The following is a 13163-nucleotide window of genomic DNA, read 5'->3' on the forward strand; positions in this document are numbered from 1 at the left end:
CAGGTACTGCGGGGACAGCGGCGACATTCGGCAAGCCCATGCTCATCCTGCGGGGCGGGCGCGACTACCAGGTCACCGTGCGGGCGGACCTGAGCCGGTGGCGGGCCGGCCTGGCGCACCGACCGGACGTGACGATCCGGGTCTACGACGCCGACAACCACTTGTTCTTCCCTGGTTCAGGTCCGTCGACTCCCGCCGAGTGCGAGGCCCCGCAACACGTCGATCCCGTGGTCGTGGCGGACGTCGCGGCCTGGCTGGTCCCACCCCGACGGAGGTCTCGTCTCCGCTCCCTGCTCTCCGGCGGGCGGTGACGCCGGGGTTCGGTTGCGTTGTGCAAGCAAGGTATTGCGCTGTGTGACTGCGCTGCGTACTCTCCCTCGGTGGGGAGGCCGGGAATGCCGCTGCCAACGAGTCCTGTCATTCGCCGTGTGCGGCTCGGTGCCGAGCTGCGCCAACTACGCCGACGCGAGGCGTTGACCCTGGAGCAGGTCTGTGACCGGCTGGGGTGGGCCTCGACGTCGAAACTGTCCCGCATCGAGCTGGGCCAGAGCCGTCCCGACCTGGCCGACGTGCTCGACCTGCTGGACGTCTACCAGGTGCCGGTGCCGCTGCGGGACCAGCTCATCGTCATCGCCCGCGACGCGGCCACCAGCCGGGGCTGGTGGAAGACGCTGGGCGAGATGGGGGAGCGGCAGCGCACGTACGCCGAACTGGAGGCGGGGGCGGCGCGCATCGTCGAGTACCAGCCGGCCGTCGTGCCGGGGCTGCTGCAGACCCCGGCGTACGCCCGGCTGAGGCTCGCCCCAGCCGTCGCGCTCGATCCGGAGCACGATGTGGACGCCGAGGTGCGTGCCCGGGCGGTGCGGCAGGAGGTGTTGCGCCGGGCGGACCCGCCCCGGTACACGGCGCTGCTGGCCGAGGCCGCCTGCGACCCGGAGGAGATACCGGTCGAGGTCTGGCGGGAGCAGGCGCGTCACCTGGTCGCGTTGACCGCTCTGCCGAATGTCACCCTGCGGCTGCTGCCCCGCGGCACGGCCGCGCTGGGCGGCCTTCATCCGCTCACGCCGTACTCCTGCTACGCCTTTCCCGACCCGGCGGATCCGCGCACCGTGATGCTGGAGACGTTGACCACCGACGTGCGGCTCACCACGGCGGCCGACGTCGACCGGTACGAGCGGATCACCGAGGCGCTGCTGAGCGCGGCGCTCCCGGCGGAGGAGACGGTGACCGTGCTGGCCCGCAGCTTCGGCGACTGATCGCCCGGTCCGCACGAGGCGGACGGGGTGCCGGCGCGCGGGCACCGGGCCCGGCGCCCCCGAGCCCGTCGGGACCGGTGGCCCACGCGTGCGTCCGCACCCTAGGACAGGGGTCCGACAGCGGTCGTGTGGGCCGGTCGGGGCCGGCTGCCGTCAGGCCGGTACGTCGGTGAAGTGCTCGACCAGTGGCGGGTTGGCGAAGTGCGGCCCGATGAGCGCCCGCCACTGGGTGAACCGCTCCGTGCCGCGGAAGTTCTCGTCGTGCGCCTCGACCGAGTCCCACTCGACGATCAGCACGAAGCGGGACGGCGACTCGACGCCCCGGGTCATCCGCACCGACCGGCAGCCGGGCGTGCCGGCCAGCAGCGGGTGCCCCTGGGCGTACGCGGCGGCGAACGCGTCCTCGTGTCCGGGCAGTACGTCGATTAGCGCAACCTCGAGCACCATGCCGACAGCCTGCCACGCCGCTCGTGCCGGCCGGATCGGGGTCTGTCCAGTGGGCGGCGCCGGCCCTAGGGTGACCGGCGGGAGGAACAAGGATGATCGATTGGCTCACCGGCACGGCGTTCACCGTGGCCGGCACCGCCACCACCTGGGCGGAACTGCTGGGCTTCGCCACCGGCGTGGTCAACGTATGGCTGGTGGCCCGCCAGCGCATCGCGAACTGGCCGGTGGGCATCGCGAACGTGCTGCTGCTCATGGTGTTGTTCTGGACGGCCGGCCTGTACGCGGACGCCGGGCTCCAGGTCGTCTATGTGGGGCTCGGGCTGTACGGCTGGTGGCACTGGCTCTTCGGGGGCGAGCAGCGCAGCCGCCTCACGGTGAGCCGTACCGGACGCTCGGAGTGGCTGGCGGTGGCCGCCGCTGGTGTGCTGCTCACGGGTGGGCTCTGGGCACTGCTGGACCGGGCCACCGACTCCACCGTGCCGCTGCCGGACGCGCTGACCACGGCGCTGTCGTTGCTGGCCACCTACGGGCAGACCCGCAAACGGGTGGAGAGCTGGTGGCTCTGGATCACCGCCGACCTGATCTACATCCCGTTGTACGCGTACAAGGGGCTCCACCTGACCGCCGGTCTCTACGTGGTGTTCCTGGTCCTCTGCGTGGTCGGGCTGCGGACGTGGCGCGCGGACCTGCGCCGGGCCGCCGCGGCGCCGTCCGGGATCGTCGAGCGCGTGACCGGCGACCCGGCCGGCCTCGGCCGGTGACCGCCGTCGAAACCCCTCGTCTGCCGGGGCGGGACTTCCGGCACGGCATGGTGGTGGGCAAGTTCTATCCGCCGCACGCGGGTCATCACGCGCTGATCAATGCCGCGGCGGCTCGCTGCGCGGCGGTCACCGTGGTGGTCGCGCCGTCCCGCCGGGAGTCGATTCCGCTCTCCGACCGGCTCGACTGGCTGCGCGAGGTGCACGCCGGCACGCCCTGGGTCCGGTTCGTCGGTCGGTACGACGACCACCCGGTCGACTACGCCGACCCGGCGGCGTGGGACGCGCACTGCGCGGTGTTCCGCGAGGCCGTCGGCGGCCGGCGGGTGGACGCGGTCTTCTCGTCCGAGGCGTACGGCGTCGAGTTGGCCCGACGTTTCGACGCCGTACCCGTGACTCTGGACCTGGATCGGCGCGACCTGCCGGTCTCCGGGACCGCCGTGCGGGCGGACCCGGTGGCGAACTGGCGGTGGCTGGCCGCGCCGGTGCGGGCCTGGTTTGTGCGGCGGGTGGTGGTGGTCGGCGCGGAGTCGACCGGCACCACCACCATGGCCGCCGCTCTGGCAGCCCACTACGGCGCCGCCTGGGTTCCGGAGTACGGCCGGGAGTTGACCGCTCGCAAGCTCGCGCGACTGCGTGAACGGCGGGCGGAGGCGACCGTCTTCGACGTCACCTGGGACCGGGACGACTTCTTGGAGGTGGTCCGGGAGCAGCAGGCGGCGGAGGACGCCGCGGCCCGGTCCGGTGGCCCGCTGCTGATCTGCGACACCGACGCGCGGGCCACCGCGGTCTGGGAGGAGCGCTATCTGGGGTCGACCTCCGCGGCGGTACGCGGGGCGGCCCGGCGGCCCGCCTTGTATCTGCTCACCGACCACCGGGGCGTGCCGTTCACCGATGACGGCCTGCGTGACGGCGCGCACCTGCGGGCCTGGATGACCGACCGGTTTCGGGCCGAACTGGCCGGCTGCGGCGTGCCGGTGCTGGAGCTGACCGGTTCCCACGAGGAGCGGTTGGCGCGGGCGGTGGCCGCCTGTGACGCGCTGCTCGCGGCCGGCTGGGATCTGGCCGACCCGCTCCGGCCGCCCGCATGACCCAGCCTCCTAGGATGCCGTAGCGGTGGTGACTCGGTCGTCACCGTGACTGCCGCGGCCCACCTGGTCGGCCGGAGCGCCGGAACGGGCCGAAATGTCAGATCAGGGTGGGCCGCGGTGGCCTCAACCACCCCCGCCCGATTCGCGATCACGCGAGTCGGTGCGCCACAATGGTGATCGAGGAGGGGAGTATTCCCCCGTGACGGAGTCGTCAGCACGGTCGACCGCCCGAGGGTGGCACGACCCGGCCCCGTCGGTCACCGCGCTCCTGCGGTGACGGAAGAGACCTCCGACAGTCACCACAGCGAGCATCAGCGGCACGCCGTGCCTCCACCGGGCGTACGGTGTGCCCGATGTCGCGTGTCTGCCGGAGGAATGAACGTTGGATGTGTCCGGGCTGGTCTGGGCGGTCACGCTTGTCGCACTGGTCGCCGTCCTAGCGGTCGACCTGCTGATCATCGGCCGCCGCCCGCACGAGCCGAGTGTGCGTGAGTCGAGCCTCTGGGTCGGCTTCTACGTGGGTCTGGCGCTGCTCTTCGGCGCGGGCCTGTGGTTGTTCTCCGGGGCGAGCGCCGCCGGCCAGTTCTACACCGGCTGGCTGACCGAGTACAGCCTGTCGGTGGACAACCTCTTCGTCTTCGTGATCATCATGGCCCGGTTCGGGGTGCCCCGGCCATACCAGCAGAAGGTGCTGCTCGTCGGCATAGTGCTGGCGCTGATCATGCGAGGCGGTTTCATCGCCGCCGGCGCGGCCTTGATCTCCCAGTTCTCCTGGGTCTTCTACATCTTCGGCGCGTTCCTCATCTACACCGCGATCAACCTGGCTCGCCAGGGTGAGCCGGACGAGGACGAGTTCTCCGAGAACGTGCTGATCCGGTGGAGCCGCCGGGCACTGCCGCTGTCCCGCACGTACGACGGCGCCCGGCTCGTCACGCACGAGAACGGCAAGCGACTCTTCACCCCGCTGCTGATCGTCATGATCGCGATCGGCACCACCGACCTGATCTTCGCGCTGGACTCGATCCCGGCGATCTTCGGGATCACGCAGCAGGCGTACCTGGTCTTCACCGCCAACGTCTTCGCTCTCATGGGGTTGCGTCAGCTCTACTTCCTGCTGGGCGGCCTGCTGGACCGGCTGATCTACCTCAGCTACGGCCTGGCGGTGGTGCTCGGTTTCATCGGCGTGAAGCTGGTGCTGGAGGCGCTAGCCGACAACAACCTGCCGTTCATCAACGGCGGCGAGCACGTCGCCTGGGCGCCGCACATCCCGATCTGGCTCTCGCTGCTGGTGATCATCGGCACGTTGCTGGTGGCCACGGCCGCCAGCCTGGCCAAGTCGGCCCGGGACCGGCGCCGGGCGCTGGCCGAGGCGCGCAGCTGATCGTTCCGCCCCGGCCGGGTGGCTGATCGGTCCGCCCCGGCCGGGCGGCGGGACGTCGACCCCACCGTCGAGGTCGGCGAGGGTGACGAGAACGCGAGGGGCGGCTCCCGAGATCGGGAGCCGCCCCTCGCGCGTACGCGGAGGTCAGACCCGGTGGACGCCGACCAGGGTGGCGACCCGCTCGGCGGGCAGCGCCTCCTCCACCACCCGGCGCTGCCGGTAACAGGCGTGCAGCATGCGCCGGTCGCCGTCGGAGCCCTGCTCTGCGGTGACGATGCCGATGTGGTGGATCTTGCGGCCGGGGCGGGCGAAGAAGTAGAGGTCGCCGGGGCGCTCGTCGCCGAGCGCCAGGGGGACGGTGGCGGCCGCCTGGTCGTCGGCGTCGCGGGGCAACTGCACCCCGAACCGCCGCCAGGCCAGGTGCACCAGGCCCGAGCAGTCGATCCCGTACGCGGACACCCCGCCCCAGATGTAGACCACGTCCAGCAGCCGCTGCGCGACCGCGAGCACCTCGGCGGCCGTCGGCGGGGCCGCCGGTAGTTCCGCGAGGTGCGCGTCGGGAAGCCAGAGCGGGTCGGTGTGGCCGGGGGCGTGTACCGGCCGCCAGCCGTCCCGCGCCGGCCCGGCCGCGGCGAGCCGGGTGCCGAGGATCACCCCCGGCAGCACCACCGGGCCGTCGGGCGTGGCCCGCAGGGCGCTGACGCTGGCGTCCAGCACCAGCGGCGAGGCGCCGATGGCCGAGGTGGCCGCGTCGACGGGGACGAGCTGATCGGCGGGGAGCCAGCCGGGGTAGCCGCGCGGGTCCAGCTTGGCGGCGGGTTGCTCGACGGCGATGACGTGTGCCCAGCCGTCCGGGCGCAGCTCGGTGACGAGGACCCGCTCGCCGAGCAGCAGCTGGCTCAGGACGCAGTCGCCGACCTGCTGGTCGCTGTCCATCCCGGAAATCCAGGCGGGGATGTCGGTGCGTGCCGCGAGGGCGGGACGGTCGACGGGGCGTACCGCCTCGGGAGAGGTCCAGAGTGTCGCGACCGCGACCCGGACGACGGCCTCGCGGCCCGGTTGCAGCTCCACGTCCACCCCCAGTTGGTGCTTGCTGTCCTCGCGACCTTAGTGAAAGAAACCGCCATCTCTCAACCTGGCGTCTGCACTTTTGCTTCAGTCACCGAGGTGATGCCGAGGCCGGGCGCGTCCGGCAACACGACCGACGCGCCCTCGTAACGGATCCCGCCGCGCACCGGCGACCGGGCCAGCCACCAGGCGGCGTCGAGGTCGGGCACGGCGGTGGTGCCGTACGCGGCGACCAGGCTGGCCGCCGCACCGATGCCGACCTCGCTCTCCATCATGGAGCCGACGACGGTGCCGAGGCCGTGCGCGGCGGCCAGTTCGAGCATGGTCCGCGCGGGGTGCAGGCCGCCACACTTGGCCAGCTTGACGTTGACCAGGTCGGCCGCCCGACGCCGGATCACCTCGACCAGGTCGCGAACACCGAACACCGCCTCGTCGGCGAGGATCGGCACGTCCACCCGGTCGCTCACCCAGGCCAGCCCGTCCAGGTCCCAGCGGGCCACCGGCTGCTCGACCAGTTCCACGTCGAGCCCGGCGTCCTCGATGCCGCGAATCACCCGGACCGCCTCGCGGGCGGTCCAGCCCTGGTTGGCGTCGAGCCTGACCCGCGCGTGCGGGCCGACCGCGGCGCGTACCGCCCGGACACGTTCGAGGTCGCCGGCGGCGTCCGTGCCGACCTTGAGCTTGAGCACGTCGAAGCCCTCGGCGTGCCGCTTGCCGGCGGTCTCGGCCAGGTCGGCGGCCTCGCCGGCGGCGAGCGTGACGTCGGTCGGCACGGCCAGCGCGGTGCCGCCCAGCAGCCGCACCAGGGGTACACCGAGCCGCCGCGCGGCCAGGTCGTGCAGCGCCACGTCGACGGCCATCTTGGCGGCCTCGTTGCCGACCACCGCGCGTTGCACCTCGGTGCAGCGGGCCACCAGCTCGTCCGGGTCGCGGCCGGTGAGCAGTGGTCCGAGTAGTTGCCGGACGCACGCCTCGGAGCCGTCGATCGACGCGCCGGTCACCTGCCACACCTGCGGCGCCTCGCCGAACCCGGAACGACCGTCGGCGTCGACCACCTCGACGACGAGGGTGTCCACGGTGGTGGTCCGGCGCAGCGCGGTGACGAACGGGGTGTGCAAGGGGGCGGTGAGCCGGTGGGTGCGTACCGCGGCGATCGTCATGTGCGGCACCCTATACGCAGACCACTGTCGCGTCAGTGGCCGGACGAGCGTGGCCCTGCCGGCGGCCGCCAGGCGCGGTGCGGCCCGGCGCCGATGAGGCCGGGGGAGGCGTGGGCATCGGGTCGGGCGAACGTGGCGGGCGGGCCACCAGGTGTGCGGAGGCGTCGGGATGAGCGGGCGGGACTGGGAACTGGTGGGCGCGCCGAACGCGCGTGACCTCGGCGGTCTGATCGGGGCGGGAGGTCGGCGGGTGCGGCCCGGCCGGCTGGTCCGTACTCCGGCCTTGGGTCGGTTGACCGATGACGATCTGCCGATGCTCGGCAAGCTCGGCCCGGCCTGTGTGGTCGATCTGCGGGATCATTCCGAGGTCTTGGTCGCGCCGGCGGACCGGCTGGTCGGTGCGCCGCGGCTGGTGCACCTTCCGGTGTACGACCCGGAGCATCCGGTGTTCACGTACATCTCGGCGGTGCTGCTGGGCCATGACCTGTCCGCGTACGCGGAACTGGCGCGGCAGGGGACGCCGGCGGCGATGGCGGCGATCTACCGGTGGTTCGTCACCGCGGTGTCGGCCCGGGCGGGCTTCGCCGAGGCGGTGCGGTTGGCGGCGCGGGCGGAGAACCTGCCGCTGGTGTACCACTGCTCGGCGGGGAAGGACCGGACCGGTTGGCTCACGGTGATCCTGTTGACCGCGCTCGGGGTGGACGAGGACGCGATCCGGGCCGAGTACCTGCGGAACAACCCGCTGACCGAGAGCCTGCGTGCGGTGATCGTGGAGGCGATGCGGCGGCGGCAACCGGAGCTGGACGTGGCGGCGGTGCTGCCGGTGCTGGAGGTCCGCCCGGAGTACCTGGACGCGGGCTACGACGAGGTGCGCCGGGTGCACGGTTCGTTCGAGGCGTACCTGCACGACGGTCTCGGGCTGACCGGCGACGTCATCGCGGCCCTGCGGGAACAGGTGCTGGAGTGACTGCCGTCGGGCTGGCGGTTGCCCGGCCGGCGGCGACCAGCGGCTGCCCGGCCGCGTTGGGGGGCCGTCACGGCGTACCCGAGCGGCACGGCGGCCGGCGCAGCGCGGCGGGCCGCCGCCGGGACCGTTCGGTGAGACGTTCATGCGCGAGGACGCGGACCAGCACGAGGAGCCGCAGGTGATGGACTCGACCGCGTTCGAGACGCGGCTCGGGGTCCGGCCCACGCCTCTGCCGGAGGCGGTGGCGGCCACCGTCGACTGGCTGTGCGCCGCTCTGGCCGCCCGCGCCTGAGCCGTACGCCCGCGCGCGGCCCGGCCCGGCCGCCGGTGGCGGTCCTACAGGTCGTGGCGGGCGGCCCACACCCGGGCGGAGATGTCGGCGATCAGGCGGCAGGCGTCGTTGTCGGTGTCGTCGGTCGCGCTGTCGCCCTCGTCGCTGGTGGTGCAGACGGCCACCGTGTACGGAGGGGCGTCGTCGGGGAAGACGACGCCGGCGCCGTGCCGGACGCCGCGCACCCAGCCGTTCTTGAGGGCGATGCGGGTGCCCGGCGGCAGGCCGGCCGCCAGGTCGTCGCGGTGCTCCTGGTCGGCGAGCACGTCGAGCATGGCGGCGCAGCCGGCCGGGGAGGCGAGCGGGCCGGGCCGGGTGGCCCCGGTGGCGAGGCCGCCGAGCAGGGCGGCCAGGTCGGCGGCGGTCACCAGGTTGGTGATGCCGGCGTCGCGGGCGGCGAAGTCCTCGATGCCCCGGCCGGTGACGCTGTGCCGGGCGCCCGCGAGCGCCCAGACGTCGGCCACCGCGGGCAGGCCGACGTGACCGATCACCAGGTTGGTGGCGAGGTTGCTGGAGCGGACGATCATCCGCCGGGCCAGCCAGCGCAGGGGAGCGCTGCCGCCGACTCGGGCCCACACCTCGTCGTCGTTGTCATAGTTGCGGGCGCACGTGAAGCGGGGCGCGCCGGGCTGCGCCGAGTCGAACGCGTTGGCCACCGACACCGGGGCGTCCAGGTCGAGGGTGCCCGCCTCGGCGGCCCGGTGCAGGGCGACCAGGACGGCGAGCTTCATGGTGCTGGCCGCGTAGTGGGTTGCCTCCGACTGCCGCGTCCACGCGGGTGCGGCGCCGGGCCGGCCCACGTACACGGAGACGGTGCCGGGCACCGTGTCGAGGTGCGCGTCGAGTTCGTCCCACATCACACCCGTGACCGTAACGAACCACCCCCTACCCCCCACCCCGGGGGGTCACCCCGTTGATCATGAAGTTATTGCGCCCCAACGCGGCGTGTCAGGGCAATAACTTCATGATCAACGGGAGCTGGGCGGGAGGCCGGGGGAAGGGGGAGGGAGAGGGTGGGGTGGGTGGGAGAAGGCGGGAGCCCGGCCTGCCGAGGCGGCGGGCCGGGCTCCGGGGCGCTGGACGGGTCAGCCGGCGTGCTTGCGGCGGGCCGCCGCCCGACCACGCTGCTGCTGGTCGAGCACCACCTTGCGGATACGCACCGCGGTGGGGGTCACCTCGACGCACTCGTCCTCGCGGCAGAACTCGAGCGCCTGCTCCAGCGAGAGCTTCCGCGGCGGGATCAGCTTCTCGGTCTCGTCCGCGGTGGACGAGCGCATGTTGGTGAGCTTCTTCTCCTTGGTGATGTTGACGTCCATGTCGTCGGAGCGGGAGTTCTCCCCGACGATCATGCCCTCGTACACCTCGGTGGTGGGCTCGACGAAGAGCTGCCCGCGCTCCTGGAGGTTGGTCATCGCGAAGGCGGTGACCGTGCCGGCGCGGTCGGCGACCAGCGAGCCGTTGTTGCGGGTCCGCAGCTCGCCGAACCACGGCTCGTACGACTCGAAGACGTGGTGCAGGATGCCGGTGCCCCGAGTCTCGGTGAGGAACTCGGTGCGGAAACCGATCAGGCCGCGGGCCGGGACCAGCCACTCCATCCGGATCCAGCCGGTGCCGTGGTTGACCAGCTGCTCCATTCGGCCCTTGCGGGTCGCGAGGAGCTGGGTGATCGCGCCCAGGTACTCCTCGGGGGCGTCGATGGTCAGCCGCTCCACCGGCTCGCAGGTCTTCCCGTCGATCTCCCGGGTGACGACCTGCGGCTTGCCGACGGTCAGCTCGTACGACTCGCGGCGCATCTGCTCGACCAGGATCGCGAGGGCCAGCTCACCGCGGCCCTGCACCTCCCAGGCGTCGGGGCGCTCGGTGGGCAGCACCCGCAGCGACACGTTGCCGATCAGCTCCTTGTCGAGCCGATCCTTGACCATCCGGGCGGTGACCTTGGCGCCCTTGACCCGGCCGACCAGCGGCGAGGTGTTGGTGCCGATGGTCATCGAGATGGCCGGCTCGTCGACCGTGATCAGCGGCAGCGGGATCGGGTTCTCCGCGTCCGCGAGCGTCTCACCGATCATGATCTCCGGGATGCCGGCGACGGCGATGATGTCGCCCGGGCCGGCCGACTCGGCCGGCTTGCGCTCCAGGCCCTCGGTCATCAGCAGCTCGGAGATGCGGACCCGCTGGGTACTGCCGTCGGTGCGGCACCAGGCCACGGTCTGGCCCTTGCTGATGGTGCCCTGCCGGACCCGGCACAGCGCCAGCCGGCCGAGGAACGGCGACGCGTCCAGGTTGGTGACGTGCGCCTGGAGCGGGGCGTCCTGCTCGTACGCGGGTGCCGGAATGGTGTCCAGCAGGGTGCGGAAGAGCGGCTCGAGGCTGTGGCTGTCGTCCGGCACGGCCCCGTCTGCGGGCTGGGTCAGCGAGGCGATGCCGTCGCGGGCGCAGGCGTAGACGATCGGGAAGTCGATCTGCTCCTCGTCGGCGTCCAGATCGAGGAAGAGCTCGTAGGTGTCGTCCACGACCTCCTTGATCCGGGCGTCCGGCCGGTCCACCTTGTTGATCACCAGGATGATCGGCAGGCGGGCCCGGAGCGCCTTGCGGAGCACGAAGCGGGTCTGCGGCAGCGGACCCTCGCTGGCGTCCACCAGCAGGACGACGCCGTCGACCATGGTCAGGCCGCGCTCGACCTCGCCGCCGAAGTCGGCGTGGCCGGGAGTGTCGATGATGTTGATGGTCACCGGGTCCGAGCCGTCGGCCGGCATGTAGTGCACGCCGGTGTTCTTGGCCAGGATGGTGATGCCCTTTTCCCGCTCCAGGTCCATCGAGTCCATGACCCGATCGGCCACCTCGGCCCGGGCACTGAACGCGCCGGCCTGCCGCAACATGGCGTCGACCAGAGTCGTCTTGCCGTGGTCGACGTGGGCGATGATGGCGACGTTGCGGAGGTCGGTGCGTAGCTGCATACCCTCCATACTCTCCTGTCCGAGGTTGCCGGTTCCGCCTCGGGGTCATCCCCCGATTGGCCCGGATCTGTGGTGGAACTCCTGTCCCAGCCGCGGGCACGGCTGGCATGCTGACCCTCGTGTTCATGGGGGCCGAGTGCACGACCTGCTGACCTTCGTGCAGGGTCTGCCGCCCCTGCTGATCTACCTGGTCGCCGCGCTGATCGTCGCGGGTGAGACCGCCGTGATCTTCGGGCTGCTGGTGCCGGGAGAGGCGACCCTGCTGCTGGTCGGCTTCCTAGCGTACGCGGGGACGTTACGGCTCGCCCCGGCGCTGCTCGTGATGATCGGCGCAGCGGTGATCGGTGACACACTCGCGTTCCGGGCAGGCCGCCGGTACGGGCGGAAACTGCGCGCCAGCGGGCTCGGCAGGCGGGTCGGTCCGGAGCGCTGGCAGCGGGCGGACGGCCTGCTCAGCCGGCTCGGCGGCCGGGGCGTCTTCACGGCCCGCTGGATCGCCTTCGCCCGCACCCTGGTACCCCGTCTCGCGGGCGCCGGGGGGATGCCGTACCGGCGTTTCGCCGTGTGGAACCTGGCCGGGATCGTCGGCTGGGTAGGGGGCTCGGTCCTGGTCGGGTACGTGGCCGGGGAATCGTACGAGACGGTGTCCCGGCTGCTGGGTCGGGCCACCGGCGCGGTGCTGCTGCTGCTCGCCGCGCTGGTGGCGGTGGTGCTGATCGGTCGCTGGCTCGGGCGCAACCCCGACCCCGCCCAGGCGCTGCTGCTCCGAGCCGCGGCCCTGCCGCCGGTGCGCTGGCTCGCCGGCCGGTACGGGGTGCTCTTCTTCCTGCTCAGCATGCGCATCGGGCCGGGCTGGACCCTGCTGCTCAACCTGACGGCCGGGCTGCTGCTGCTCTTCGCCGCCGGTCTCGCCTTCGCCGGGTTGCTGGAGTTCGTCGTGCGCAACAGTGGCCTCGCCCTGGTGGACGACGCCATCGCCCGCTGGTTCGCCGACCGGCGTACCCCGGGGGCGGTCGAGGTCGGGCTCGCGACCGTGTCGGCGCTGCGCGGGCCAGTGTTGATCACGCTGGTGGCGGTGGTGGCAGCGGTGCTGGCGTGGCGGCAGCGGTCGTGGCGGGCGGACCTGCTCAGCCTGGTGGGCACGGTGGGGGCGTTCGTTCCGCTGCTGGTGCTGGCCCTGGCCGCGCATCTGGCGGGCTCGGCCGGGTCCGACCCGGACGACGGGGTCTTCCCGACCCAGAACGCGGTGGTGACGGCGAGCCTCTGCACGCTCGCCTGGTTGCTGTCGCGGAACACGCGCTGGCCGGTGGCCGTGGCGACCTGGACGGGCGCCGCCGCCGGTGTCGTCTACCTCGCCGTCGCTCGCCTCTACCTGGGGCTCAGCACGGCCAGCGGGACGGTGGCGGCCGTCCTGCTCGGGGTGCTCTGGACTGCCGTGTTCATGGTCGCCTGGGCGACCCGGAACCGCGCGGTCGGCCGATCGGCGCCAACGCCGGCACCAGCAGCACCAACAGCACCGGCGGCACCGCAGGCTTCGGCAGCACCGGCGGCAGCACCGGCGGCACCGGCGGCACCGCAGGCCCCGGCGGCACCGCCGTCGGAGAACCGGGCTCCCGAGCCTCCGGAGGGGCAGCCGCCGGCCCCGGAGCGGCCCGGGGGACGGCACCCGGTCGAGCCCGGTCAGGGCCTGTTCCCGGGACCGCCAGGCTTGTGAAACAGGCCCTCGACCGGGATGGCCGAGGCCGGCGGT

General features: G+C 72.7%; 12 protein-coding genes and 1 pseudogene. 8 read left to right on the forward strand and 5 right to left on the reverse strand.

The annotated features are described in order from the left end of the window. Positions 1-38: 38 nt before the first annotated feature. Complete coding sequence (locus tag AB0F98_RS14535) at positions 39-311, forward strand: hypothetical protein (protein ID WP_357734236.1); 273 nt, start codon at positions 39-41, stop codon at positions 309-311. A gap of 84 nt (positions 312-395) precedes the next feature. Continuing rightward, entirely contained in the window at positions 396-1256 is an 861-nt protein-coding gene (locus AB0F98_RS14540; protein ID WP_357734239.1) for a helix-turn-helix transcriptional regulator, read from the forward strand. A gap of 153 nt (positions 1257-1409) precedes the next feature. Here AB0F98_RS14540 and AB0F98_RS14545 read toward each other — a convergent pair whose 3' ends face one another. After that, on the reverse strand, positions 1410-1703 hold the full coding sequence (locus tag AB0F98_RS14545; protein ID WP_357734242.1) for an antibiotic biosynthesis monooxygenase family protein: 294 nt from the start codon (positions 1701-1703) through the stop codon (positions 1410-1412). Between the two features lie 92 nt (positions 1704-1795). Here AB0F98_RS14545 and pnuC point away from each other — a divergent pair, with 92 nt between their 5' ends. The 3 genes from pnuC to AB0F98_RS14560 all read left to right on the forward strand — a co-directional run bounded on the left by pnuC (position 1796) and on the right by AB0F98_RS14560 (position 4933). Beyond that, complete coding sequence (gene pnuC, locus AB0F98_RS14550) at positions 1796-2464, forward strand: nicotinamide riboside transporter PnuC (RefSeq protein WP_357734245.1); 669 nt, start codon at positions 1796-1798, stop codon at positions 2462-2464. Continuing rightward, positions 2461-3552 carry an AAA family ATPase gene (locus tag AB0F98_RS14555; RefSeq protein ID WP_357734248.1) on the forward strand — a complete coding sequence of 364 codons (1092 nt, stop codon included), beginning with the start codon at positions 2461-2463 and terminating at the stop codon, positions 3550-3552. The genes pnuC and AB0F98_RS14555 overlap by 4 nt, the downstream gene beginning before the upstream one ends. 382 nt (positions 3553-3934) lie before the next feature. Next, positions 3935-4933 carry a TerC family protein gene (locus AB0F98_RS14560; protein ID WP_357734251.1) on the forward strand — a complete coding sequence of 333 codons (999 nt, stop codon included), beginning with the start codon at positions 3935-3937 and terminating at the stop codon, positions 4931-4933. A gap of 144 nt (positions 4934-5077) precedes the next feature. Here the strand turns inward: AB0F98_RS14560 and AB0F98_RS14565 are convergent, their stop codons facing one another. Both AB0F98_RS14565 and AB0F98_RS14570 read right to left on the reverse strand, forming a co-directional pair. Next, the gene (locus tag AB0F98_RS14565; protein ID WP_357734254.1) at positions 5078-6010 is read right to left on the reverse strand and encodes a C40 family peptidase; all 933 of its coding nucleotides are present in this window, start codon (positions 6008-6010) and stop codon (positions 5078-5080) included. A 53-nt stretch (positions 6011-6063) separates the two neighbouring features. After that, a complete protein-coding gene (locus AB0F98_RS14570) occupies positions 6064-7161 on the reverse strand; it encodes a dipeptide epimerase (protein ID WP_357734257.1) in 1098 nt (365 codons plus the stop codon). A 169-nt stretch (positions 7162-7330) separates the two neighbouring features. Here AB0F98_RS14570 and AB0F98_RS14575 point away from each other — a divergent pair, with 169 nt between their 5' ends. Both AB0F98_RS14575 and AB0F98_RS14580 read left to right on the forward strand, forming a co-directional pair. Beyond that, the gene (locus AB0F98_RS14575; RefSeq protein WP_357734260.1) at positions 7331-8128 is read left to right on the forward strand and encodes a tyrosine-protein phosphatase; all 798 of its coding nucleotides are present in this window, start codon (positions 7331-7333) and stop codon (positions 8126-8128) included. Positions 8129-8270: 142 nt separating this feature from the next. Continuing rightward, positions 8271-8420, forward strand: a complete 150-nt coding sequence (locus tag AB0F98_RS14580) for a hypothetical protein (protein ID WP_357734263.1) — start codon at positions 8271-8273, stop codon at positions 8418-8420. Between the two features lie 44 nt (positions 8421-8464). Here the strand turns inward: AB0F98_RS14580 and AB0F98_RS14585 are convergent, their stop codons facing one another. Then, positions 8465-9319, reverse strand: a complete 855-nt coding sequence (locus AB0F98_RS14585; RefSeq protein WP_357734266.1) for a serine hydrolase — start codon at positions 9317-9319, stop codon at positions 8465-8467. Positions 9320-9544: 225 nt separating this feature from the next. Continuing rightward, a complete protein-coding gene (typA, locus tag AB0F98_RS14590; RefSeq protein ID WP_357734269.1) occupies positions 9545-11413 on the reverse strand; it encodes a translational GTPase TypA in 1869 nt (622 codons plus the stop codon). 136 nt (positions 11414-11549) lie between these two features. Here typA and AB0F98_RS14595 point away from each other — a divergent pair. Next, positions 11550-12899: pseudogene (locus AB0F98_RS14595) on the forward strand (DedA family protein); the annotation flags it as partial. Between the last annotated feature and the right edge of the window lie 264 nt (positions 12900-13163).

Origin of the sequence: Micromonospora sp. NPDC023737 (genome assembly GCF_040639715.1) — a bacterium.
In the GTDB taxonomy this organism is placed as follows: domain Bacteria; phylum Actinomycetota; class Actinomycetes; order Mycobacteriales; family Micromonosporaceae; genus Micromonospora.

Excerpts from the sequence above, each read along its gene's own strand:
- AB0F98_RS14535 (WP_357734236.1), top strand. The coding sequence starts at position 39 with ATGCTCATCCTGCGGGGCGGGCGCGACTACCAGGTCACCGTGCGGGCG.
- AB0F98_RS14540 (WP_357734239.1), top strand. The coding sequence starts at position 396 with ATGCCGCTGCCAACGAGTCCTGTCATTCGCCGTGTGCGGCTCGGTGCC.
- AB0F98_RS14545 (WP_357734242.1), bottom strand. The coding sequence starts at position 1,703 with ATGGTGCTCGAGGTTGCGCTAATCGACGTACTGCCCGGACACGAGGAC.
- pnuC (WP_357734245.1), top strand. The coding sequence starts at position 1,796 with ATGATCGATTGGCTCACCGGCACGGCGTTCACCGTGGCCGGCACCGCC.
- AB0F98_RS14570 (WP_357734257.1), bottom strand. The coding sequence starts at position 7,161 with ATGACGATCGCCGCGGTACGCACCCACCGGCTCACCGCCCCCTTGCAC.
- AB0F98_RS14575 (WP_357734260.1), top strand. The coding sequence starts at position 7,331 with ATGAGCGGGCGGGACTGGGAACTGGTGGGCGCGCCGAACGCGCGTGAC.
- AB0F98_RS14580 (WP_357734263.1), top strand. The coding sequence starts at position 8,271 with ATGCGCGAGGACGCGGACCAGCACGAGGAGCCGCAGGTGATGGACTCG.
- typA (WP_357734269.1), bottom strand. The coding sequence starts at position 11,413 with ATGCAGCTACGCACCGACCTCCGCAACGTCGCCATCATCGCCCACGTC.